The organism is Acinetobacter sp. CIP 64.7 (assembly GCF_000369745.1).
Taxonomy (GTDB): Bacteria; Pseudomonadota; Gammaproteobacteria; order Pseudomonadales; family Moraxellaceae; genus Acinetobacter; species Acinetobacter fasciculus.
In genome coordinates this window covers 719,181-744,205 of the sequence record NZ_KB850178.1, presented here as the reverse complement: position 1 = coordinate 744,205, position 25,025 = coordinate 719,181, and the positions used below count along the sequence as shown (strand labels likewise).

25 protein-coding genes are annotated in these 25,025 nt (G+C 41.8%); 21 read left to right on the top strand and 4 right to left on the bottom strand.

All coding sequences use genetic code 11. The features are described from left to right. Nucleotides 1–288: 288 nt before the first annotated feature. The 9 genes from F890_RS18075 (at nt 289) to F890_RS05780 (ending at nt 6,109) form a co-directional block, all read left to right on the top strand. Nucleotides 289–1,040, top strand: a protein-coding gene (locus F890_RS18075; RefSeq protein WP_370981754.1) for an IS5 family transposase whose coding sequence is annotated in 2 segments (ribosomal slippage) — nt 289–523 and nt 523–1,040 — 753 coding nt in all. Because the reading frame shifts where the segments join, the coding sequence is not laid out codon by codon here. Nucleotides 1,041–1,205: 165 nt separating this feature from the next. Further along, entirely contained in the window at nt 1,206–2,069 is an 864-nt protein-coding gene (locus F890_RS05810; protein WP_004729973.1) for an IS982 family transposase, read from the top strand. Nucleotides 2,070–2,206: 137 nt separating this feature from the next. Next, nucleotides 2,207–2,350 (top strand): zinc ribbon-containing protein, encoded by a 144-nt coding sequence (locus F890_RS18070; RefSeq protein ID WP_004645925.1) that lies wholly within the window; start codon nt 2,207–2,209, stop codon nt 2,348–2,350. 307 nt (nt 2,351–2,657) lie between these two features. Continuing rightward, the gene (locus F890_RS05805; RefSeq protein WP_005266010.1) at nt 2,658–2,999 is read left to right on the top strand and encodes a hypothetical protein; all 342 of its coding nucleotides are present in this window, start codon (nt 2,658–2,660) and stop codon (nt 2,997–2,999) included. Nucleotides 3,000–3,145: 146 nt separating this feature from the next. After that, entirely contained in the window at nt 3,146–3,367 is a 222-nt protein-coding gene (locus F890_RS05800; RefSeq protein WP_016806680.1) for a hypothetical protein, read from the top strand. A 113-nt stretch (nt 3,368–3,480) separates the two neighbouring features. Then, on the top strand, nt 3,481–3,744 hold the full coding sequence (locus F890_RS05795; protein WP_005266008.1) for a hypothetical protein: 264 nt from the start codon (nt 3,481–3,483) through the stop codon (nt 3,742–3,744). Between the two features lie 530 nt (nt 3,745–4,274). Continuing rightward, nucleotides 4,275–4,523, top strand: a complete 249-nt coding sequence (locus tag F890_RS05790) for a DUF6868 family protein (protein ID WP_004645921.1) — start codon at nt 4,275–4,277, stop codon at nt 4,521–4,523. A gap of 122 nt (nt 4,524–4,645) precedes the next feature. Beyond that, on the top strand, nt 4,646–5,359 hold the full coding sequence (locus F890_RS05785) for an SIMPL domain-containing protein (RefSeq protein WP_005266007.1): 714 nt from the start codon (nt 4,646–4,648) through the stop codon (nt 5,357–5,359). An 84-nt stretch (nt 5,360–5,443) separates the two neighbouring features. Next, nucleotides 5,444–6,109 carry a pseudouridine synthase gene (locus F890_RS05780; protein ID WP_005266004.1) on the top strand — a complete coding sequence of 222 codons (666 nt, stop codon included), beginning with the start codon at nt 5,444–5,446 and terminating at the stop codon, nt 6,107–6,109. Nucleotides 6,110–6,352: 243 nt separating this feature from the next. Here F890_RS05780 and F890_RS05775 read toward each other — a convergent pair whose 3' ends face one another. After that, the gene (locus F890_RS05775; RefSeq protein WP_004282341.1) at nt 6,353–7,054 is read right to left on the bottom strand and encodes an IS1 family transposase; all 702 of its coding nucleotides are present in this window, start codon (nt 7,052–7,054) and stop codon (nt 6,353–6,355) included. Nucleotides 7,055–7,512: 458 nt separating this feature from the next. Between F890_RS05775 and F890_RS05770 the strand changes: the two genes are divergently transcribed. The 8 genes from F890_RS05770 to F890_RS05735 all read left to right on the top strand — a co-directional run bounded on the left by F890_RS05770 (nt 7,513) and on the right by F890_RS05735 (nt 15,246). Beyond that, the gene (locus F890_RS05770) at nt 7,513–8,445 is read left to right on the top strand and encodes an SNIPE associated domain-containing protein (protein WP_005266003.1); all 933 of its coding nucleotides are present in this window, start codon (nt 7,513–7,515) and stop codon (nt 8,443–8,445) included. A gap of 260 nt (nt 8,446–8,705) precedes the next feature. Next, complete coding sequence (locus F890_RS05765) at nt 8,706–9,095, top strand: ribonuclease E inhibitor RraB (RefSeq protein WP_005266002.1); 390 nt, start codon at nt 8,706–8,708, stop codon at nt 9,093–9,095. 252 nt (nt 9,096–9,347) lie between these two features. Then, a complete protein-coding gene (locus tag F890_RS05760) occupies nt 9,348–9,794 on the top strand; it encodes an SRPBCC domain-containing protein (protein ID WP_004732106.1) in 447 nt (148 codons plus the stop codon). 123 nt (nt 9,795–9,917) lie between these two features. Then, nucleotides 9,918–10,256, top strand: coding sequence for a zinc ribbon domain-containing protein YjdM (locus F890_RS05755; protein WP_005266001.1), 339 nt, complete (start codon nt 9,918–9,920; stop codon nt 10,254–10,256). A 135-nt stretch (nt 10,257–10,391) separates the two neighbouring features. Continuing rightward, nucleotides 10,392–10,754 (top strand): 5-carboxymethyl-2-hydroxymuconate Delta-isomerase, encoded by a 363-nt coding sequence (locus F890_RS05750; protein WP_005266000.1) that lies wholly within the window; start codon nt 10,392–10,394, stop codon nt 10,752–10,754. 429 nt (nt 10,755–11,183) lie between these two features. Next, on the top strand, nt 11,184–11,624 hold the full coding sequence (locus F890_RS05745) for a YybH family protein (protein WP_005265999.1): 441 nt from the start codon (nt 11,184–11,186) through the stop codon (nt 11,622–11,624). Between the two features lie 121 nt (nt 11,625–11,745). Beyond that, nucleotides 11,746–14,184, top strand: coding sequence for an AI-2E family transporter (locus F890_RS05740; protein WP_005265998.1), 2,439 nt, complete (start codon nt 11,746–11,748; stop codon nt 14,182–14,184). A gap of 3 nt (nt 14,185–14,187) precedes the next feature. After that, nucleotides 14,188–15,246 (top strand): DUF1176 domain-containing protein, encoded by a 1,059-nt coding sequence (locus tag F890_RS05735; protein WP_005265997.1) that lies wholly within the window; start codon nt 14,188–14,190, stop codon nt 15,244–15,246. Nucleotides 15,247–15,326: 80 nt separating this feature from the next. On the opposite strand, the gene F890_RS05730 is transcribed toward F890_RS05735, so the two are convergent. Beyond that, nucleotides 15,327–16,094: a hydroxymethylpyrimidine/phosphomethylpyrimidine kinase gene (locus tag F890_RS05730; protein ID WP_005265996.1), complete on the bottom strand. Its 768-nt coding sequence runs from the start codon at nt 16,092–16,094 to the stop codon at nt 15,327–15,329. A 98-nt stretch (nt 16,095–16,192) separates the two neighbouring features. On the opposite strand from F890_RS05730, the gene F890_RS05725 reads away from it, so the two are divergent. Further along, a complete protein-coding gene (locus F890_RS05725) occupies nt 16,193–16,840 on the top strand; it encodes an HAD-IA family hydrolase (protein ID WP_005265995.1) in 648 nt (215 codons plus the stop codon). Between the two features lie 219 nt (nt 16,841–17,059). Here F890_RS05725 and F890_RS05720 read toward each other — a convergent pair whose 3' ends face one another. Together F890_RS05720 and F890_RS05715 are read right to left on the bottom strand one after the other, a co-directional pair. Then, a complete protein-coding gene (locus tag F890_RS05720; RefSeq protein ID WP_005265994.1) occupies nt 17,060–17,476 on the bottom strand; it encodes a hypothetical protein in 417 nt (138 codons plus the stop codon). Between the two features lie 51 nt (nt 17,477–17,527). Continuing rightward, on the bottom strand, nt 17,528–18,136 hold the full coding sequence (locus tag F890_RS05715; protein WP_005265993.1) for a DUF805 domain-containing protein: 609 nt from the start codon (nt 18,134–18,136) through the stop codon (nt 17,528–17,530). Nucleotides 18,137–18,618: 482 nt separating this feature from the next. On the opposite strand from F890_RS05715, the gene F890_RS05710 reads away from it, so the two are divergent. From F890_RS05710 to F890_RS05700, 3 genes are all read left to right on the top strand, one after another. Then, entirely contained in the window at nt 18,619–19,860 is a 1,242-nt protein-coding gene (locus F890_RS05710) for a carbohydrate porin (RefSeq protein WP_005265992.1), read from the top strand. Between the two features lie 169 nt (nt 19,861–20,029). After that, nucleotides 20,030–22,432: a glucose/quinate/shikimate family membrane-bound PQQ-dependent dehydrogenase gene (locus tag F890_RS05705; protein ID WP_005265991.1), complete on the top strand. Its 2,403-nt coding sequence runs from the start codon at nt 20,030–20,032 to the stop codon at nt 22,430–22,432. 391 nt (nt 22,433–22,823) lie between these two features. Beyond that, entirely contained in the window at nt 22,824–24,944 is a 2,121-nt protein-coding gene (locus F890_RS05700) for a TonB-dependent receptor (protein WP_005265990.1), read from the top strand. The last annotated feature ends 81 nt before the right edge of the window (nt 24,945–25,025 follow it).

The following is a 25,025-nucleotide window of genomic DNA, read 5'->3' as shown; positions in this document are numbered from 1 at the left end:
TTTTTATTTAGAGCATTAATGTCTTTATCAAGAAAATACAAACAGGTACTTTTCTTTTTAAACTTAAGCAATTGAGCTTCCTCAATGATTAAAGACGTCTATAACTTTAAGGGAATATAAAATTTCATATGGCTATGGCGATAATTTTGTATTAACGCACTGCGCTATACTTGACCTTATGCATCACTTATCTCAATGTTATTAAACTAAGGCGTGTCCTCATTTGAAAAATTGGTTTTAAATACTTAAAATCCTCCTTTAAGCTCTTTTGATTTCTATATTTTTTCAATGGCACGTACTCTTCTCACCGATGATATCTGGCAGCAAATTCAAGATACTATGCGATTACACGGTTGTTACTGTTCAAAGAATAGTAGAAATATCATGGAAGCGATCTTATGGAAACTGCGTACAGGCGCCACATGGCGTGATATTCCCCAAGAATTTTGTCCTTGGCAAACTGCTTACAATCGCTTTAATCGTTGGGCAAGCAAGGGATTGTGGGATAAATTTTTTTTAGATTACGAGGCGTCTTGGATCAAGAATGGGTATTCATTGACGGAAGTTACATACGCGTGCATCAACATGCAAGTGGAGCTCGGCATGGTTTCGAAAGAGCAATTGGACAATCACGTGGTGGACGAACAACAAAAATACATCTTGCAACCGACGCGAATGGATTACCGATTGATTTTAAAATCACTGGGGGTGACGTCCACGACAGTCAAGTTGCAAAACAACTGATTGATACGGTAGACGAGGCAACTTATCTCATTGCTGATAAGGGGTATGATGCTGAGCACATTAGAATATATGCCAAGAACAAGAATATGATTCCCATTATTCCATTGAGATCAAACAGTAAGAGATCGAATAAGGAATTTGATAAATATCTATATAAATTAAGACATTTAGTTGAAAATGCTTTTGCGAGATTAAAACATTTCCGTGCTATTGCAACTCGATTTGATAAACTGGCACGCAATTATAAATCTATGATTCGTATAGCCTGTATATTTATTTGGTGCAAAGCCAAATGAGGACACACCCTAGTTAACTTGAAAAAAATAATAAATTATCACTTAATTAATGAGTTATTGAATAATAATTAACCTGAGTTCGACATAAAAAATAAATAAAAAAAAGCCTTAGCATCTGTAATATCTTGGTTACGAAGACAAAACATTTCAGAGCAAGGCTTTTTCATGGACTATATTACCGAATTATTTTGTATCTTGGATGATTTCTGCAAAAAGTTTAATGAATCTTTAGAGAAAGCTCTAATTTCTGATCAAAAAACAACAATGAAAAAGTCAGCTTTAAGCTTGTCTGAAGTCATGACCATTGTCATTTTATTTCATAAATCCGGGTTTAGATTTTTCAAATATTTTTATTGTCATATGATCATCCCATTTTGGAAATCAGCTTTTCCCAAGCTTCTTAGTTACAATCGTTTTATTGAAATTATGCCGCGTTGTTTGCAAGCTTTGAGTAGTTTCTTCCATCAAGTTAAAGGAGAAGATACCGGAATCTGTATTATTGATTCGACTAAATTGGTCGTTTGCCATAATCTTAGAATTAAAAGACATCGTGTATTTAAAGGCTTAGCTGGTCGTGGTAAAAGTAGCACAGGTTGGTTTTATGGATTTAAAGTCCATATTGTTATCAACAACTTGGGTGAAATTATTAATCTCAAGATTACATCGGGAAGTGTTCATGATGTTGCTGTACTTGAATCTTTAACCCAAGAGTTAAAAGGTATTTTACTGGGCGATAAAGGCTATCTGAGTAAAGCAAAAACTGAAGCTTTAGCAGCAAGGGGGCTCAGACTATTAACCCCGTCACGCAAGAATATGAAAAATAAACCCATCCAAACTGAAGAAGAAAAACAATTGCTTTGCAGAAGAGGATTGATCGAAACAGTGAATGATCAGTTAAAAAACTTACATCAAATTGACCATTCACGTCATCGTTCGGTGAATAACTTTATGGTGAATATTATGGCTGCTATAGTGGCTTATTGCTTAAATCCAAATAAGCCAACTTTCCAAAACTTGCTAAAAAGCTAAAATATTTCATCGAACTCAGGTTAATTAGAAATACTACTTTGCCCAAATGCCATCATCATTTACAAAAATGGACAATAGACATTCATCACTAGAGGGTTATACTAGATAGACCATTTCTAAAACCATGGAGAACAAAGATGGTTACTGCTGGCGAAAAACCCGGAACAGGCTTCTATTTTTGTGTTCAATGCGGACACCGCACCTACTTAGAAATTGGTACTGATCGTTTACCACCGTGTACCAAATGCCAAGGCAATCAATTTAACAATAAGAATGCCTAAGCAAAACAACTCAAACAGTTACCCTCTGTTTTGAACGAAAGCCCTATTACTCGATAGGGCTTTTTGCTGTGGTATCCAAATCTCATACATAGAAATAAAAAATTATTATGAGAAAACAGTTTTATATCGGGAGGAGAATCTTGGTTTAAAGTAAAAAATTATAATAAATTCAAAAAATTATTTGAACTATTGTTATAAAAGGTATAGGTTGTCTGCTTTAAAAATTAGCTAACCACTTAGAATTAAGGTTAGATATTTCCGGGGGGAAACAATGAAAAAATTTACAGCTTTAGTAATAGGAAGTGTGATGTTATTTACTTCAGGCTGTGCGACGATGTTTAATGGTTCAACACAAACTGTGAATATCCGTAGTAACGATGAATTGGCTAAGTTATATGTCAATGAAGAATATATGGGTCAGCGTAATATTGTTTATACTTTCAAAAAGAAAGAAAATTATGTAATTAAAGCAGAGAAGCAAGGCTGCCAAACCAACATTGTTATTCCACAAAAAACTTTTGATCCAACAACTCTATTAGGTGTTTTCTTGGATTGGGGAATTATCTCTATTCTCGTTGTGGATGGTGCTGCTACTGGTGCATGGCAAAAATTCAGCCAGACAAGTTTTGTAGTGGATCCTAATTGTTAAATAGTTCACTCCGATTTAAAAAATATCCCATTAAATAATGGGATATTTTTTTTATAGATTTTATTTTCTTAAAATATTATTGTTTGAAAATTAACCAATAAAACCCCATATAAAACCCTAGATTCATCGTGTTTAGGGCAGCTCAATTGCAATATTATCTTGATCTTAATCATGACTCAGGTGTTGCCAATTACGAGATTGGTAACGAGTTTATTCGGGTTCAATTTAAGAAAACCTCGAAAGTTTATACCTACAGCTATAGCAGTGCCGGCTATCAGCATGTCGAAAACATGAAACAGCTTGCCCAATATGGCGATGGGCTAAATGCCTATATCAATCATCATACTCGACAGCTTTTTGTACGTTAAAACTGGTCTGCTTCTTGCTTCAATGAAAGTCCTAAAAGGCAAATATTTTCTAAAGAGTAAATATCTGCCTAGAAATAGTGCAAGTGCATATATTAAAAAGAGGGCTATCACCTATGGATATTCAACAGCACGCACCAGAGTCAGGAAAATTAGATAAAAAAGCCCATTTCTGTTCTGCATGGCCACTGATCCTGATTCTTTTTGGGGGCGCGATTGGCACCTTTTATGCTGTGATCGCCTATCTACTTAACCTGAAAATTTATAGTTCTGAACTGACCAGACTCAACAAGGTTTTGGCTAATCTTCTTTGCGGGATGTCCGCGATCAGTGCCTGGTGGTTTAGTGCGCAATGGATTCAGGGGACATTCTTTCAATAAAACAGCAATCCCGTTCTGAATATAAATTGCAATAAAGTCTAATTTTGGCGAATAAAAAAGCGTAAAAAATCAGAAATGGAATTTATTTCTCTATATTAGGGTTTATAGTGAAATAAATTTTCATATTTAATGCAAATTAAAAAAACATAGGAAATTAATCCCGTCCATCTTTGCCTAATATAGCTTTCAAGGGTGTGATGGGATCGGAAAGAGTAGCATGCTGTGAGCGGCGCAAAACGCGAGTGCAGTACGAACCCAAAAGGTCTCGATTCGGCTTAGGACGCTATAGACCAAAAGTTTATAGGCTATAAGATCAGGTCTTACAAAGAATGATAGTTGAAGTAAACCATTGCGAGTTTTCCCAACACCCTAAAAAATTCTCTAGCGATACACGCAGAATAAAAAATTAAAATAAATATAAATCATAAATTTAAGAAAAATATTTATCCAAGCAAGATACAAATAAGCCCTTCATTTCTCAACATGATCTGTTATTTTAAAAATATTAGTTGTCCCTTAGGGGAATCCTCATGAATCTCGATATCTGGTGTCGTTTTTTACTGTTTTGCACACTCATTAATTATGTCATTCTCATGATCTGGTTCATGGTCTTTGTCTTTGCCCGAAACTGGATGAAGCAGGTGCATGGAAAATGGTTTCGGCTGTCAGATACCAGTTTTGATGTGATTCATTATTCGGGTATGGCGGTGTATAAAATTGGCATTCTGCTGTTTAACCTGACACCGTTAATTGCAATCTATCTGATGAATCAAGGCTAAGTGCGGTGTTGTGATTAAATCTTCGAGTGATAAAAATAGGATTGGATTAGTATCATTTTATCGCTACTTGATAGCGTGACAGGATCAATAAGAACGAAAAAAGATTTCAAAGGAGTTGAAGGATGAATCAATTCAAACCGGCCCTTATTTTAGGTGCCTTGATCGGCTTAGGGATGATTATTGCCGGATGGATTCTGGGTAATAGCGCGCTGAAAATTAAACAATATGAACGTATAGTTTCGGTCAAAGGCTTGTCGGAACGTGAAGTCAAAGCCGATGTGGCGGTATGGCCAATCCGCTTTAATGCCGGCAGTCAGGATCTGGCTGAATTGTACGATACCATGCAAACCAATACCCAGGAAATTCAGACCTTCTTAAAAAATGAAGGATTTAGCGTGGAAGAAATTACCAGTGCTTCACCGAGTATTACTGATAAATATGCCCAGCAATATGGCGGGGATGCCAATGTCGCACTGCGTTATACCGCCAGCCAGACCATTACAGTCTATACCCATAAAATAGATGCAGTACGCGCGGCACAAAGTCGCCTGGTAGCTTTGGGTAGAAAAGGCATTGCCTTTGCAGGGGATGATTCTGGGCAAAGAACGGAATATTTATTTACCAAGCTGAATGACATCAAGCCGGCGATGATTGAACAAGCCACCGAAAATGCGCGCAGTGTGGCAGAAAAATTTGCGGCAGATTCAAAGAGTAGTCTGGGTAAAATCAAGTCCGCCAATCAAGGGCTGTTTAGTATTGAAGATCGCGACAGCAATACCCCGTATTTGAAGAAAGTGCGTGTAGTCTCGACGGTCGATTATTATCTGGCAGATTAGCTTAATTCGCCCAAGCACCGTGATTGACAGCCCAGAAACCGCTTGTTATTTTGCGCGCATTGTTCCAGATGCTGTACCCTTAAAATGCCCATCAATAACGACTTTGTCTATTGTCCACCGCAAGAGCCGCTGCATATCGTTTATGAAGACGATGATCTGGTGGTGATTGAAAAGCCGGCCGGATTATTGTCGGTTCCCGGGCGTTTACCTGAGCATCATGACAGTGCCTATTTACGTGTTCTGGATCAGTATCCGCAGGCCAAAATTACCCATCGTCTGGATATGGCGACTTCCGGTATTTTGATGTTCGCCAAACACCGCGATGCAGAAGTGGCGGTGAGTAAAATGTTTCAGGCACGTACGGTGCATAAAAATTATGTCGCGCTGGTACAAGGCAAACTCGAAGGTGAGGGCAGTGTCGAAGTGCCTTTGATTACCGACTGGGAAAACCGTCCGCGCCAGATGGTGCATTTTGAACTGGGCAAGGCCGCCAAAACCTTGTATCAAGTCTTAGAATATCTACCCCAGCAAGACATTAGCCGGGTGTTGCTGACTCCCATTACCGGCCGTTCCCATCAGCTACGCGTGCATATGCTGCATATCGGTCATCCCATTACTGGCGATAAAATTTATCATCCTGAACCCCAGCGCAGCCCTTTAAATCGTATGGCCTTGCATGCCAGTTATCTGGCCTTTACTCAGCCCTTGAGTGGTGTCCCGATCGAAATAAAGGCAGACATACCGTTCTAATTTGATTCTGCTTAATAATCAGAGCCAGCCGGACACATGCTTTTTAAGCTCATAAATATGATGAGGATCAAGCCCTTAAACTTGGCAACCTCAATAAAAAGTGTGAGAATTTATTTCGAGAGCAGCTTGGAGATGAGTGGCTTTACAAGCATGTTCAAATGAAATTTTCTACTGCTCCATTGCCTGATCGGTTGTCACTACCGAACATAAATTTTTGGTGGTGTTTCAAAAAGTATGCTGGCATTAAACGAATCCATTATTGATATAAAAGAACACTAAATCAAAGGCTTTGAAATGATTTTCAAGCTTTTTGGAGAAGTTGCAGCTTCTCCTAAAGCCTCGCCTGATTCGATGCCGTAATCGACAATTATTGCCTTCTATACCCACAGTGAAAAATTTACCAATCAACTGTTTGCATTCTTTAAAGGTCGTAACAAAGCTATCCCAATGGTCACTTGATATACATGTATAGCTTACACCTAACTGCTTCAATTTTAATTTAAGTCGTTTTGCAGTGGCTAAATCTCGGTTACCCCATACATAAGCAACAATTTCACCTGTTTCTCGATGATAGGCATAAATTAGCCATTGTTTATTTTGCTTATGACCAACAAAAGTCCAAAACTCATCTACTTCAAGGGTTTCATAATGACTTTGCTGTGCTCGAAGTTGATATTTTGATTGGCTAAGTGTCCGTAGAACTTTACCGATACTTACTCTTTCAATTTCTGCTATATCCCTGACACCACTGCCTCGCACCATGAGGTGTAATATTTTGGTTTTGATACCTGAGTGACAGCCTTGATAACTGAGAGCATGATCACCAATAAATTGACGTCTGCATATTTTACATTGGTAATTTTGCTTACCATCTACTTTTGTGCCATTTTTCTTTATACTGTCACTTAGGCAGGCTGGACACTTGATTTCTAGAGTTATTCGCATTTCTCTATTTTATCAAAATCCAACCTGCTTTTTTTCAGCATACTTTTTGAAACACCACCAAATTTTTAATGTTTGGTTTATCTCTTGATGATGAGCCTAGAGAATTTTTATTCTTTTATCTCCTGCCATAGGCCTGATGCCTTTATTTTTATGATTTTTTAACTTTCCTTTCATTATTTTTAAACTTTCCTTTCATTATTTTTAAACTTTTAAATTATATCCTTTGATATAAAAAATATCGTAAGTTGTTTCAGAATGGATTTGACTTGAGCCGGAAAGTAGTCAGTCATACATGACTTGCCCATAAAAATTTTATAGAAAAATAAAATGAATAAATGACTTAGTGCTGATCAACGGCTTTGATTATCTGGCCGAAGTGATGCAAAATTAATCATTACTTTATAATAAATTTTTAATTTGATGGTTTAGGGCGCTGCCCGGGGTTAAAGGAAAGAACGATGCTCAGTATGGCTCTCTTCGTTCTCGCGAGTATTTTAATATGTGCATTGCTATGGAGCTTGAAGGTACAGGCTTCATTACGCAGCAATATCCAGTTTTTACAGGAAAACCTGGATCATTCCCGCAGCAAATTGGCAGATTATGAAACTCAAGTCGATGAATTGAATTATGAAACTACCCAATTGCGGGTACAGAATGGCAGTTTAAACATTGCCCTGAATAAATATAAAAAATATCAGGATATCTGGGATATCGAGCAATATATTATTAACCGGACCTTGCAGGCCGAAAACTTTGTTGAGGTGACCAAGCTGGATGCTTCGATCATGATCGATGATCTCAAAGCCTATATCGCAAGAGTAAAAGATTATCTTGCCCAGTTTCAGGCGCAAGCCCTGGCCGAGGTCGAGCAGCAGGCCCGACAAAGTTTGCACGGTTATTATGAACAGGCCAAGCAACAGCATCGCTTGCAAGAGGTATTGAGTGCTTTAGAGCATAAAATACAAGCCAAACGCTTCGGCTTGCAGCTTCCCGCAACACAGGTTTTAGAGCAGATGATTGAGGGTTATAGCGAAAAGGATGCGGTTCGGCATTTACGCAATGTCCGTGACAGAATTCAGCAGGCCATAGAAACACAGCAGGTGGCGAGCTGTAATTATGTCGACGACAATCGCTGTCGAAGTACTATTGAAATCCTTAGTCTGGCTTTCAACTGTAAGGCAGATTTATATCTCACCCAATTAAGCACAGAAAATCTGGGCGAGATGCTGCAAGCCTTAAAGGATGATTATGTCTTGCTGAATTATACCGGGCAGGCACTGAGTCAGGCGATGATTCAAGAATCCTATCTCAATCTGCGTTTAGAGGAGCTCAAATTTGCTGCACTGCTTTTGCAACTGAAACAGGATCATCTGCATCCACACATCGCGTAGATCATGACATTCATAGGTCTAGAAGATTTTTATCAGAGTATTCTGAATGCCATAAGTTGGTTTAGATCCTGATATTTTCAGGATTTTTGGCCTTGAGGAATCTTGAATATATTGATCCCCTTATTTATTTTTATATTTATAAAAATCATATGTTTATTTATGGTTAAAAGATAATATTTTTTGTCTGTATCTCGATAATTGTACAAAAATCAGCTAATCTTAAATGCAGAATAAAACAGCATCATAATAAGGATACTTCTATGTCACGTGATTACAATCAATTCCCTGACGATGAAAACGGCAATGTACTGTGGCAAATGCAGCAGGATGGCGACGACTTGCAGGAAGCACATGAAATTGAATTTTCGATTGCCTTTGCGGATGAAGCACAGGCGGATCGTTGTGCCTTGCATCTATTAAAAGAAGAGCAAAAAATTAGCCTGTTTCAGGATGAAGAAAGCGATACTTTGGAATGGATCATCACGATTTATGTGTATATGGAGCCTGCCTACGAAGATATCGTGGATCTGGAACAATGGTTCAGCAAAATCGCTGCACAATTTCAGGGCGAATATGATGGCTGGGGTTGCATGGCCTATGTCTATGATGATGAGCTAGATGACGAAGAGAGCAGTCTGCGTAGTAGCTGAGCATGCTTGTATTTAAAGCCATTTAAAATAAGAGACCCGGTGCTGCCGGGTTTTTTATTGCTTTATTTAATTGCTATACGAAGATTTGAGCTTGAGTATAGATACATACTCATTATATATAGCCAGTTCAAAACTGGATAAAATAACTCAGATGAGTACTTAACTCAGGCTGATGATTTAGTCACAAAAAATGCAGGGAATATCCCGCAATAAAACCGCAATAAAAAAATAATAAGAACAAAGGACAAAACAATGAGTTACACCTTAAAAATGCATCGTGTGTTCAGTGCACCACCGGAGCGGGTGTATCGTGCCTTTGTGCATCCAGATGCACTGGCCAAATGGCTGGCACCACATGGCTTTATTGCCAAAGTAGAACATGCGGAAGTCAAACCCGGCGGCAGCTATAAAACCACCTTTACCAATTTTTCTACCGGAACCCAGCATCATTTTCATGGCATTTATCATGAGGTCATTCCCAATCAGCTGCTGCGCTATACCGATCAGTTTTCTACCCCCGACCTGCAGGGGGAAATAGAGGTGACGATCATCTTTGAAAAAGTGTCAATCGGTACTGGTTTGCATATTATTCAGGTGGGTTATCCGGATGTAGTGCCGCCCGCGGTGTGTCATTTGAGTTGGCAAGAATCACTGCAACTCCTGTCTTTGCTGGTTAATCCGCAGATTTCAGACAATTAATTCCTTCGACCTCCTGTGTTGGTTTCATCCCAATGTCCTATCCATCAGCGCGCCTGACAAAGATGTTATACTGTACGCTTATTTGTTTCATTTATTTTATTTTTCTCTTTTTTCGAGGTTTTTATGGGTCTGCCAAACTGTCCAAAATGTCAATCTGAATATACCTATGCAGATGGTGATCTACTCATCTGTCCTGAATGTGCACATGAGTGGAAAGAAGGTGAAGTTACTGAAGAACAAGTGATCATTAAGGATGCTAACGGCAATGTGCTGGCAGATGGTGATAGCGTCACGGTGATTAAAGACCTGAAAATCAAAGGTTCATCTTCAGTGGTGAAAGTGGGTACCAAAGTCAAAAGTATCCGTTTGTTGCCTGATGCTGCAGATGGGCATAATATCGATTGTAAAATCGAGGGGATCGGCCCGATGAAACTGAAATCCGAATATGTCAAGAAAGCCTAAATTTAGCCCTAGACTAAAATTCTGACGAGAGAATAATACGGTTAATGTATCGTATTATTCTCATTAATACTGAAATTCTGGGCTGATCATTTTCCTGCCGCCCTGATCCTCGCATTTCGATTTGAGACCACTTTAATGCCGCACCTGCATCTGGAATATTCTGACAATCTGCAACATATCGAGATCAAACCTTTATTGGTCGCGAGCCATCAGGCACTTTTTAACGCCGGCTATGTCAGCGATCCCAATGATTTAAAAAGTCGTGCGATTATGCAGCAGGATTATGTGATTGGACTGAATGTGGTTAGAGATCAGGCCTATGTACATGCCAAAGTTTCACTGTTGAGCGGGCGAAGTGTCGAAGTTCGTCAGGAAATTTCCGAATTGGTGCTCGACGTCATGCAGCAATATATTGCGCCACAGCCTGAATTAAAAATACAGCTCTGTGTCGAAATCATTGAAATGCCAAAGCAGACCTATAGTAAAGCCATTATCTGAATGATGGCTTTTATCTGCTGATATCACATGGATCAAATGCCTTAAAACTTTATCAATGCCATACGAAATTTATAAACAGATCGACTTGGTCTGAAACAGCTTGCTATCTTATTCAGATCTAAAATTATTTCTATTTTTAAATGACGCTTTATGTCATTTACAGGCATGCGATAAAAGTTCTAAAGTAACTTTTAATCGCTGCTGATTTTTGAATCATCCAATCTAGAAACGGCATATTCATCCTGATTGAAATAAAAATAATTTAAAAAAATAATCTTCAGGTGAGCTGAACCGAATCAGGCAGTGGGGAGAGCAAAGCGAGAATAACGCTTTAGCATAGGCAAAATAATAAGAACAAAAGATCAGAAATCGGGTGAGTTGATTGAATCCCAGATTTCAGGTCTGACTTGTCCGATTGAGGAAAATTTGATGCAGATTTTTGGGGATGAACAATTGGCTCGGGAAGTCATGGCATTTCTTCAGGAGTGGGACAATGCCATAGCCAGACTCGATATTCAGGATATTGTTCAATTATGCCGACCGGAGATCCGTCTGGTCGATGTCAGTATGGAAGTGAAAGGCGTCGAAGCCTATCAGGCCCTCTGGCAACAATATCGGCACTTTATGCCCGAAGGCATACGCATCGAACGCCAAGACCTTAATATTCATGTCACTTCTGATCTGGCTGTAGTCGATGGTTATGTACGGGTGAGTTATGCGGTGATTGAACCGATTTTCCAGCTGGGCTGGTGTCGGGTCAGCATGTGCTTGAGCAAGCAGCAGGGCAAATGGCAATTGCTGCATCAACATACTTCAGTCCCTGTGCAACTCGAAACCCGGAAAATGCGCCGGATCAAAAGCGTGAGTTAATCTATTTACCTGAAAAGATTTAAGTGAAATATCTTTGCAAATGATTACAGGAATACCTTTGTAACAAAAATATAGAAAGTCCTAAATTATGTTGAAGGAATAATATTTTAGGACTTTTCAGGTGGATAACAACAAGAACAGTCAAGTAAAACCAAGACAGGCCAACCTGCAACAACAGACTGAAGTATTGATGCCGGATCAGTCCGAGCGGCAGCGCACCCAACATGCACTCAGAATGATGGCAGGCTTTGTAATTGCTGCTGTGGTCATGACGGCGTTGTATTTTGGTCGTGATATTTTTATTCCGCTGGCTCTGGCCATTCTGCTGGCATTTTTACTTTCTCCTCTGGTTTCTCGCTTAAAGCGCTGGGGCTGTCCCCAATGGGCGGCGATTGGCCTGGTCATGTGCCTGACCTTGTCATTTCTGGGCGGCACTGCAACTTATCTGGGAGTACAACTCGGCAAGTTGAGTCAGGAACTGCCGCAATATCAGGACACCATCCAGCAGAAACTAAAAATGCTTGAAAACTATCGTCAGGGACCGAGTATGTGGGATGGCGCGATCCAGACCTTTGACACGGTAGAAAATTCGATAGATACACCCGAACATGAAACAGAAGACCCGAATGTGCAGAATGTCAAAGTGGTCGGTTTGGAACCAACGAGTGAAGAGGCTGCCCTAGACTGGTTGAATAAAATTCTGAATCCACTGGCGATTATCGGGATTGTGTTCCTGTTTATGGTATTAATTTTATTCAATGGCAAAGACTTGCATGACCGTTTTCTGAAACTCTTGGGCGGTAATCTGAATATCGGCACCGATGCGCTGGATGATGCCGGCAAAAGTATCGGAACCTATTTGCGCATGCAGCTGCTGGTCAATGTCACTTATGGCATTCCCATGGCGATTGGGCTGCTGGTGATTGGGGTGCCGGCAGCGATCATGTGGGGGCTGGTCGCGGTGGTTATGCGTTTTGTGCCCTATGTTGGCCCGATCGTTTCAGCTATTTTCCCGATTACGCTGGCCTTCGCCGTTGATCCGGGCTGGGACATGGTGCTCTGGACTGTCGCCTTGATTCTGGTGCTGGAACTGATCAGCAATAACGTGATTGAACCTTGGCTTTATGGGGAAAGTACCGGTCTGTCTACCTTAGCGATTATTTTGGCTGCCACGTTCTGGACCACCCTCTGGGGACCGGTGGGGTTGATCTTGTCGACGCCTTTGACTGCCTGCCTGCTGGTTTTGTCCAACTACGTGCCGGCACTGGGTTTTGTCAAAACTTTGCTTGGCAGTACGCCAGTATTGTCACCCTTCGAACGCTTTTATCAGCGACTGGTAGCCGACGAAGTCAATGATGCAATGCAAGTAGCCAATGATTATATCTGTGCGCAATTGCCAAAAAAGCCCAGTGCGGAGGAGGTGGCCCGTCGGGTACAGATGTTCTATGGTGAAGTGGCCATTCCAGCCATTCGGATTTATTCTCAAGGACATGATACCGATGTTACTGCCGAGCACCGGTTGCGTCTTTATCAGGGCTTGCAGTTCTTTAATCATGCATTCCAAAAAGCTTATCCGAGCAAATTAAATGCTGAACAGCCCGAAGTCTATTGCGTTGGTGCACGTTGGGAAATTGACACCCAGATTTCTGCCATGTTGGCACACGCGTTGAATCTCAAAAATATTGCTGCCCGAAATGATCCGGATGTATTGATTCAATCGAGTGAATCAGGAAAGGGTATTGTACTGCCAGCTTCGATCAAGATTTTATGTGTGTCGATTTTTCATCATGCGCCTGCGGCACAGATCCGGTTGCTGAAATATAGACTGGCGCAGCAATATCCTGAACTGAAAATTATTTTTGCGACTTGGAGCGTGATGCAGCTGGAGCTTCTGGATGAACTGCAACAACGTTTTGAGCTGGAGGCACTGATCAATAATGTCGATGATCTGATTCTGATTGTCGAGACTTATACCTTGAATGAAGGGGAAAGCTGGTTTGAGAATCTGGAGATCAAGAATGAAAAAGAACGACAACAGGCTTTAAATGAATTGGGTTTATTGGATCATCGTCATCAGATCCTTTATAAACAATATATTGAAGAAGCCCGTCAAGCCTTTGACGTTGATTACGCACAAATTTCCTGGCTGAATCAGCATGAAATGTATATTCCGGTCAGTCCTTTTACCCAAGAACCTGTAGCAACCCGACAAATGTGCAAGGATTCAGTCTGCACCCATCTGCTTTATCAGAATGAGCCTTTGGTGATTGAAGACTTGCAGCGTGACCCGCGCTTTCCGCATCTGTCAGAGTTAAGACAGCATCATATCCGTTTCTATGCCGGTGTACCCTTAAAAGATAAAAATGGAATTGCGCTTGGGAGTCTGTGTCTGCTGGATAAACAACCGAGACAGATGCAGGCCGAAGATATGATTCTGCTTAAGGCTTTGGCGCAGGATTTAATGGCGACTTTGAGCAATGAGCGCAAGAAAAAAGATAAACAGAAGCAGATTGAGCAGATGCAGCCTGCCACCTCAGCAAGCATTTTAAATAAGGACTAAACGATGAAACAAAAATGGATCTACAGCATCAAAATCATGAGTATCACATTTGGTCTAGCCAGTATCAGCTCATTAAGTCTGGCGGCCATTCAGGGACTGCATTTTTCACATAAAGACTGGGAAATTGCCTGTGATAATACCGGCACCTGCCGCGCTGCCGGTTATCAATCGGATCAATATATTGATCAGCCGGTTTCGGTGCTACTAGAGCGTGCTGCTGGGACAAACAGTAGCATCAAAGCTCAGGTCCAGATTTTACCCTTAGCTGCTGCCACACCTACACGACAGCTTCAATTGCAAATTGCCAGCACACCTTATGGCGTGATTGTTCTGAATCGGGAGGGAATAGGGCAACTCAGTACTGATCAAACGCGAGCCTTGCTAAAAGCTTTACAGGGAACAGCTCCGGTTGTATTTAAGAATACGCAATCACGCTGGAACCTGTCGAATTCCGGTGCCAGTGCCGTTTTACTCAAGATGGATGAATTTCAGCGTCGACTTTCTACGCCCTCAGCCTTGATCAGGCCGGGGAAAAAATCCAATCAGGCGGTGCTCAAAGCTGCAGCGATACCGAAAATTCAGATACCAAAATATCAGTCAGGCAAAGTCACTCAAGCAAAACTGAATACGGCAACAAGTCAGCAGATGATTCGAAAACTGCAAGCCACCACCAAGGAAGATCAATGTGATTTGCTGTTTAGCCAGCGTTTTCTGGATGATGATGTTATGACCATTTATCCCATTAATGCCCAGAATCAACTGATTCAGATTCCATGCTGGCGTGGGGCTTATAATATGGGTAGTGGCTTCTGGCTGATGGATCGAAACAAGCAATTTAAACAGTTGGTGACGACCTCGGGAGAAACATTTAACCAAGGCCAGATATTTTCCGGGCATAAAGTGCGTGGTTTGGGCGATTGTCTGAGTCAGAACGAATGGGCCTGGAATGGCAAGAAATTTGTCAAAAGCTTCAGTGGTCTGACCGTACAATGCAAAGGCTTCGCCGGTGGTGCTTGGAATTTACCGACCTATGTAAGCAAAATCATTTATCAGGCCAAATAGTATTGTTTAAAAAATAGCAGTGATAAAAAAGCCTGAATGACTCAGGCTTTTTTCTAGTTTTGATTTTAAGAGATGTAATTTTAAAAACGCTTTGGAATTCTCTGACCATTTGGAACAGGAATTTCAGCATTTTTTAATACCCCAAATAACCAGGTTTCAGCATGCTGTACCGCGGTTTTCAACTGATCACCCATGGCCAGACGTCCAGCAATGAAACTGGCCAATGAACAACCAGAGCCATGATATTCACCTGGCAGACGTGGACAGCGAGTTTCGTTGACCAGCTCACCTGCGATATACAGACTGTTCTGAATGTAATCTGGCGTATCTTCATGGCCACCTTTGACCAAAACTGCCTGTGCACCCATTTCAAATAATTTTTGAGTGGCCAGTTTGAGGTCTTGCTCACCCGTCAGGGCACGCAGTTCAACCGTATTGGGCGTTAAAATGGTGGCCAATGGAATCAGCTGGGTAAATGCTTTGACCAGCGTTTCCTGATTACCCAGCGAGCCGCCACTATTGGCGACCAAAACCGGATCCAGCACATACAGATAATCTGGATGTACAGTCAGAAACTCGGCCAGAGCCGCGATATTGTCTGTAGTGCCTAACATGCCAGATTTTACGCAACGAATGGGCAGGTCATTGACCACCGCATTGGCCTGTGCCAATAGCAATTCTCTGGAAGTGGCTTCGAAACCAAAAACCTGCTGTGAATTTTGAATAGTGAGGGCTGTGCAGGCAATTGCCGCATGTGCACCACTTTGACCAATAGCTTCAATATCTGCTTGAAGGCCGGCTCCACCTGAAGGGTCTAAACCGGAAAAGCAAAGTACGGTAGGGCGCAAAATGATGTCCTTCATTCACTAAAATTGCATTAGTATAGGCAAATTTGAATGAACTCTCGATATTAATTTATATCGGTGCTGATGAGAGGGGATAGGCGGTGATTAAGAATATTTTAATTGATCTGGATGGGACATTAACCGATCCGAAAGTGGGGATTACGACGTCTGCACGCTATGGTCTGGAAAAAATTGGTCATCCGATTAGTGACGAGATAAATATCGACTGGATTATTGGCCCTCCTTTAAAAGCCTCACTAGCCAAAATTTTAAATGTTGAAGCCGATCATGTGCTGGCTGAGCAGGCCTTAATGGGTTATCGGGAGCGCTTTGCAGTGAAGGGTCTTTATGAAAATCATGTTTTTGAGGGTGTGGCAGAAACGCTGGCAGAACTGAAACGCCGTGGTTATCGCTTGTTTCTCGCCACAGCAAAACCGACAGTGTATGCCAAACAGATTCTGAAACATTTTGATCTGGCCCAGTATTTTACTGACATTCATGGTAGTGAGCTGAATGGCGAGCGAACCAATAAAGCTGAGCTGATTCAGTATATTTTAGAGCAGCAAAAATTACAGGCCGATCAATGCCTGATGGTGGGTGACCGTGAGCATGACATTTTTGGTGCCCGTCAAAATGGTATTGATACTATTGCGGTAAATTATGGTTATGGTAGTCAGGAAGAGTTAGCACTGGCACAGCCTAAATATCAAATAGACCGCTTTAATCAGTTGCTAGATTATTTTAAATAAACCCTAATTTTTGCTTATTTTATTTGAGCTGATTTTTAGAGATATTTTGTCTATAAGCTGCTACATCTATACAGATCAACTCTCTTATTAGATTGTTATCTCAATAAAAATCCCGCAGCGTGCGGGATTTTTGCTCTTGGATGAACATTTAAAGCGTCAAAAACCAGGTCGATGCCAGCACCACCATAATGATGATCACCAGTAAAATGTTGATGATCGTCATTCGATGTTGGGGGGAACTCTGGCTTTGGTCAGAGCATTTCCTGCATGGTCAAACAGGATGACATTTTGCACGCTACTTTCATAACCGAGTTCGAGTAACGCACGCTTTTCAACTTCGGTTAAACCATCTTCAGGCAGATCCATAATTTGCAGCAGTGCTATAGAGCTAAATAGTTTCTTCATCATTGACGATGGTAACAGCCGTTTCAGCGTCACCGCGGCTGCATCAAAGTCGGCAATAATACTCCGCGGATGGGCATAGGGCACATCGGGTAGCAGGGTATGCGTAATCGTGCCATCTATATTCATCAGCTGCATTTTATCTTTATAGATTTGCACCCATACAGCATCTGGAAATTTCACTAATTGATCTTGCAGCATGGAGAAAGTCTGATTTTGCTGATATTTAGTCATTAAATAATCGATAACCAAATCCCGTATCAAGACGGGATTTGTAAGGTTCAGTTATTTGGCAGGAGCACCATATTCATTGTTTTGTTGCTTGGTTTCAGTTGCCCACCACCAGATCAGTACCAGTATACCAATCACGGTAAGCGTCAGTAATTGCCACCAACCAGAGCGTCCTACATCATGCAAGCGACGCGCGCCAACGGCCAGACTTGGGACTAGAAGTGCTAGATTAAGCAGGCTATTCACCAGCGGTTTAGTGCCTAAAACTGTATCAATTACCTCAGCAACAATGCCTAAAATTACACAAAACAGCATAAAGAACCAAAATTCTTTACGGCGTGCACGGCCGGAAAAGTTTGCATAGTTGGTCAGACATTTTACAAACCAGTCAATGCTGCTGTAATTTTCCTCGGCTTGATCCAGATTTGAATATTTGCCAAGCTGACTAGAAATTTTTTCTCCCAGATAAATAGAACTGCCTGAGGTTAAATAAACCTCAGATGCTTCACCCGCGGTATTGACGATAAAATCGACCCGATCACCGCGTGAAGGTGGACGCTCACTACGCCAGTCTGCGCCATTAAAGCTATAGCGCTGATTATCATCCCCCGAGATAAAACCGGTATTGTGTTGAATAGAAAAATCAAGGATTGAACCTCTCATGCTTGTTCTCGTCTATTAAGCTAGATTATTGTTTTAAAGCGACGCAATTTCTTATCAGAATAACTTTAGCATAATCTAATTTTTAAAAGTTTATGGTGAAATGACAATAATTTTTTCATGTTTTTAAAAGCCTTATCGCAATAGTGATTCAGTATTCAATCAACAAAAAATGTAGCGTTGCATGATTTGAAATGAAGAAAATTAAATAGTAATGGAGCTGATTTATCTCTGAATCTTTTATAAGAAATTAAAGCTAAATCTATCTGATGAATATCAAATTGTTCTTTGGAGCTATGGTTTGATGTTATTAAATTTAATATAATGATAAACAAATACTTATAAATTTAAAATTTACAAAAAGTATATAATAATACTAATAAATATAACATTTTGTTCATACTTTTTATCTATTAGTAACAATTTTTTAAAATCAACAGGCGTACAATAAAAAGCTTCATATGGTGATGAAGGTGTCACATTCAATGTATCTCTCCCCATTATCGAAGGCCTTTTACCTTTGCTGTGCCTCTTTCATCTTAACCACGACCACTGTGCATGCTGAAGCTGCTTTCAGTTCAGAAAGCCCGTGGATGCTCGGTGACTGGAACGGGCAGCGTACAGCGCTCCAAAACCAAGGTTATGATTTCAGTTTTGGTTATACCGGTGAAATGGCAACCTTGATCGATGCGCAAAGATCTTCAAACCATAAAACTGAATATACGGACCAGTTTGTTTTTGGGGCACATCTGGATCTGGCAAAAATTGCAGGCTGGCAAGACACCGAAGCACAAATAACAGTGACCCAGCGTAACGGTCAGTCACTGTCTCAAAGCGCTGCTGCTTTAAATGGCCATCTGAGTTCAGTGCAAGAAGTCTGGGGCCGTGGTCAAACCTGGCGCCTGACTGATTTATGGATCAAGAAAAAATTCCTGGAACAAAAACTGGATGTGAAAGTCGGACGCTTTGGTGAGGGTGAAGACTTCAATAGTTTTGACTGTGATTTCCAGAATCTGGCCCTATGCGGTTCACAAGTCGGGAACTGGGTTGGCGATCAGTGGTACAACTGGCCGGTAAGCCAATGGGCTGCACGGGTCAAATATAACCTTAACCCTGAATTTTATGCCCAAGTCGGTGCTTATGAATACAACCCTGAGAATCTGGAACGTGGTAAAGGATTTAACCTGAGTACGGATGGTTCCAAAGGGGCAATGCTTCCTGCAGAAGTGGTTTGGGCACCTAAACTGGGTGAACAGAAACTACCGGGTGAATACCGTGCCGGTTATTACTACAGTACAGCAGAGGCTGAAGTCATTTCCAATCCAGATCAAACCGATCATCACCATGGGGGCTGGATTGTTGCCAAGCAACAATTGACTGCACATCACGGAGATACTTCGCGTGGTTTGACCGGCTTTGTGAATGCGACAGTGCATGACTCCAAAACCAATAATGTCAGTGATATGCAAAATATCGGGCTGGTTTATAAGGGTGCAATGGATTCACGCCCTCAAGATGAAATCGCATTTGGTATTGCACGCATCAACATGAATGACGATGTCAGTGCTGACCGTCATCAAGAAATCGATGCAGAAATTTATTATGGCTTACATGCCACTAATTGGCTCACCATTCGCCCGAATGTGCAATATGTGCGTCACGTCGGTGCATATAAAGATGGTGAAAATGTCTGGGTGGGCGGAATCAAGTTTAATACGTCATTTTAAAATATAGTTTTTAGTTGCAAATACACTATGAATCTCTAGGTGCTTTGTTGCAGTAATGGGCAATGCCTGCTTAAGACATTGATGTATTTATAACTCAGAATTTAACAATAAGGGTGCTCATGCCTGTCATGTGCATGGACTTTCAAAAAAACTTTTATAGGTGTTCAATATGAATACTTCATCATCAGGTTCGGTACTGAAAACGATTTTAGCGGTCATTGCCGCTGTTTTCGGTATAGGACTGCTGATTGGAGGGATTTATCTTGCAGTGCTGGGTGGGTCTTGGTACTACATCATTGCAGGTATTCTCTTTATTGCGACCGCAGTTCTCTTGTATAAACGAAAAAGTGCTGCACTCCTTGTTTATGCCGTATTCGTTTTGGCAACAGTGGTGTGGGGGCTGTGGGAAGTTGGTTCAGATTTCTTTGCACTTGCACCGCGTTTAGATATTTTAGGTCTGTTTGGTTTAGCCCTGCTGATTCCGGCTACCACACGTGGCTTTGATCATGCTAAAACCGCGAAAATTGCCTTGGGTGCTTCATTGGCCATTACCATCGCTGTCATGATTTATGCTGTATTTAATGACCCGCAAGAAATTCGCGGTGAATTAAAATCCCAGCAGCCTGCAGCCCCCCAGTCAATCCCCGGTGTAGCAGATGAAGACTGGCCGGCTTATGGCCGTACCCAGTCCGGTTTGCGTTATTCACCCTTAAAGCAGATTAATACTGAAAATGTCAAAGATTTGCAGGTGGCTTGGGAATATCACACGGGCGAATTCAAGACTGAAAATGACTCGGGTGAAACCACCAATCAGGTTACCCCAATCAAGGTGGGTGACAACATGTACATCTGTACCACTCACCAGAAATTGACTGCGCTTGATCCGGCAACAGGTAAGGCGAAATGGACCTATGATCCAAAGCTGAAAGCTGATCATACCTATCAGCATTTAACCTGTCGTGGCGTGTCTTATTATGATGTCAACAATACGGCTGGTTTTGAAAGCAGTCTTGCTGCTAAGAAAACCACATCGGCTGAATGTCCGCAAAAAGTCATTTTACCGGTCAATGATGGGCGTCTGGTTGCGGTAAATGCAACCACCGGTAAAGTCTGTTCTGATTTTGGTAAAAATGGCGAAGTCGATCTGCAAAAAGATATGCCATTCCCATATCCAGGCGGTTATATTCCAACCTCACCGCCTGTAGTAACCGGCACGACGATCATTATTGCGGGTTCAACCACAGACAACTATTCAACTGAAGAACCGTCAGGTGTGATCCGTGGTTACGATGTGAACACTGGTGAACTGCTTTGGGTATTTGACACAGGCGCTGAAGATCCGAATTTGATTCCTGCACCGGGTCAAAAATTTGTACACAACTCTCCAAATGCTTGGGCACCTTTGGCCTATGATGCAGAGCTAGATATCGTCTACGTACCAACGGGTGTCGGTACACCGGATATTTACGGTGGTCATCGTACTGAACTGGACGAGCGTTATGCCAACTCGATGCTGGCCTTGAATGCGACGACCGGCAAACTGGTATGGAACTTCCAGACTACCCATCACGATTTGTGGGATATGGACGTACCTTCACAGCCAACATTGACCGAGATTAAAGACAAAAACGGCAATATGGTTCCAGCCATTTATGTCTTGACCAAAACGGGTAATGCTTTTGTGCTGGATCGTCGTAATGGTAAAGCGATTGTGCCGATTACCGAGAAACCGGTACCACAATCTGTGAAACGTGGACCCCAAACCAAAGGTGAGTTCTATTCTAAAACTCAACCGTTCTCTGATTTTAATCTGGCGCCACAAGAGAAATTGACCGATAAACAGATGTGGGGTGCGACCATGTTTGACCAGTTGGTCTGCCGTGTTGCGTTCCACAAACTGAATTACGATGGCATTTATACCCCACCTTCTGAAAATGGGACGCTGGTCTTCCCGGGTAACCTGGGTGTGTTCGAATGGGGTGGTATGTCGGTGAATCCAGATCGTCAAATTGCATTGACCAACCCGATTGGCCTGCCATTTGTATCAAAACTGATTCCTCAAGATCCGAACCGTCCTAAGACGGCTAAAGGTGCAGGTACAGAAGCAGGTGTTCAACCGATGTATGGTGTGCCTTATGGCGTTGAAATCAGTGCGTTCCTGTCTCCATTTGGACTGCCGTGTAAACAGCCATCTTGGGGCTTTGTCGCAGGGGTGGATCTAAATACTCATGAAGTGGCCTGGAAACGCCGCATCGGTACCATTCGTGACAGTATGCCTGGCATTCCATTGCCACCATTCAAAATGGGTGTACCGATGCTGGGTGGCCCTATTTCTACTGCGGGTAATGTAATGTTTGTGGGTGGAACTCAAGATAACTATATCCGTGCTATTAACGTCAACAACGGTGACGAGTTGTGGAAAGGCCGTCTACCTGCAGGTGGTCAGGCTACGCCAATGACTTATGAAGCCAATGGCAAGCAGTATGTGGTCATTATGGCCGGTGGTCATGGTTCCTTTGGCACCAAAATGGGCGACTCTCTGGTGGCTTATGCCTTGCCAGACAATAAATAGTTGAATCTCTAATTAAGTATGAAGAAGCCTGATTCGTCAGGCTTTTTTATACGCTATTGTTGAATGCCTACATCGAGTTTTAAGGACACAGAGAAATGATGTTGATTTGTTTCTGAAAGCTCAATTTCATTCAGATCGCATTAAAATAATATGCTTTGTATATGGCTGATTTTAAGCGCAATTCAGATAAAGGATTAATCAAGTCTGAATTTATCAAACACAGAATTTTTAAGCTCAAAATATTTCTATTCATTGAGCGAACTATATGTCATCGAATCAGCGCATTTACTGGATATCGATGCTTAAAAAAAATGAATTGAATCATGAGATGTACGCCATCTCGATAAGGTATTTGCCGCATTAAACCACTTTCAAATAAGGCCTGTTATTTATGTATCAAAGCCCGAAATTTCCATTCGTGAGATCGACCTTGTCATGCCTGATTGCTTGCGTAGGTCAGCATATTTATGCAGAAAATGACATACAAGAAGTCCAAAGGTTAGACACGATTGTCATTCAAGCGACCCGTACCGATCGGGAGCGATTGACCACACCGGCGTCAGTGTATTATCTGAATCAAGAACAAGATAACAGCCTGAATGTGAACCTTTCGGAAACATTAAAAGGCGTTCCAGGATTACAGTTAAATAATCGCGAAAACTATGCCCAAGACCTGCAAATTTCGATGCGAGGCTTTGGCGCACGCTCCAGTTTCGGTGTGCGTGGTGTGCGTTTATATGTGGATGGAATCCCTGCAACGATGCCGGATGGGCAGGGGCAAACCTCGAATATTGATTTGAACAGTCTGGATCATATTGAGGTTTTGGGTGGTGCGTTTTCCTCGCTGTATGGCAACTCTTCGGGGGGAACAATTTTAACCACCACAAGGGAAGGGCAAGGCGCTGACTCAATTGAACTGGGGCATTCTGCAGGGAGTCAGAACAAAGGGCAGACCAAGCTGGTTTTGCAAGGCGGCTCAGAGAATGCTTCAGAGCCAAGCTATATCATCAGCTCCTCTTATTTTGATACCAATGGTTACCGTGATCACAGCAGTGCACATAAAGTTCTGAATAATGCCAAGCTGACCTGGGATCTGGAAGATGGTTCTAAAATCAACTGGATGAATAACTATGTCAAAATTGCAGCGGATGATCCGGGTGGTTTAACCCGAGACCAGTGGAAGGCCAATCCCCGACAGGTCGCGACCAACGTCCTTCTTTATAATGCACGTAAAGAAATTGAGCAGCTGCAAACAGGTTTGACCTGGAATAAACCGATCAATGATCAGCATGAACTGTATGGTATGGCCTACTGGGGACAGCGCGCAGTCACGCAATATCAGTCGATTCCTCGTACAGCACAAGATGGAGTTAATCATGCGGGTGGCGTGATTGATTTTGACCGTAATTTTTATGGGACAGATTTACGCTGGACGGGTAAAGATATTCTGCCAGATATCCAACTGATTGCTGGTCTCGCTTTTGATGCCATGACTGAAGACCGTAAAGGCTATCAAAACTTTTTAGGTGATCGCTTGGGGGTTAAAGGTGAACTGCGTCGAGATGAAGATAATACCCTGTGGAATTTAGATCCGTATTTGCAAGCTTCTTATCACTTTGCTCCCGATTGGACCTTGGATGCCGGCCTGCGCTATAGCAATGTGCATTTCAAGTCTAAAGACAAGTTTCTGGCGAATGGCAATAATTCAGGTAAAACCGATTATCAGAAATTATTGCCCTCCATGGCTTTAAGCTGGCAGATTTTACCTGAGCTGATGACTTATGTCAGTTATGCACAAGGCTTTGAAACGCCGACCTTTACCGAAATGTCTTATCCTGCAAATACTGCAGAAAACCGCAGCTTCAGTTTAAAAGCAGCAGAAAGTGAAACCTATGAGATGGGATTGAAATCTGCCAATACATTAGGTGATTTTACTGTTGCAGTTTTCCATACGACGACTCAGGATGACATTGTTTCTGCAGGTAATGACAATGGTCGCTCTACTTTCCGTAATGCCGATAAAACTTTAAGAGAAGGTGTTGAACTCTCCTGGAACAAAAACCTTTGGCGTGATCTCACTGCTCAAGCCAGCTATAGCTATATAGATGCTACTTTTGATGCTGACATTCCCGCAATCGGTACGGTTGCCGCTATTGCAGCCGGAAACTATATTCCGGGGATTGCCAAAAATCAGGCATTTTTAAGTCTGGGCTGGAAGCCTGAAAATGGCTTACATGCAGGACTCGATGTGCGTTACTCCGATAAGATTTATGTGAACGACTTAAATTCTGATACTGCACCAAGCTACACAGTCGCTGGTGCCAATGTAGGTTATCACTGGAAAATGCAGGAGTGGGCGGTGAATACTTTTGCGCGTGTCGATAACCTGTTTGATAAAGATTATTCTGGTTCGGTGATTGTCAATGAAAGTAGTAGACCAGAAGGACGTTATTATGAGCCGGCAGAAGGGCGGAACTGGAGTGCTGGTCTGAGTGTGACAAAAGAATTTTAATTGAAATGATTTAGGGCTGTTAAATTTTCAAAAAACAAAATCCCGCTTCTTGAGCGGGATTTTTTAATATTTAAGTTTTGA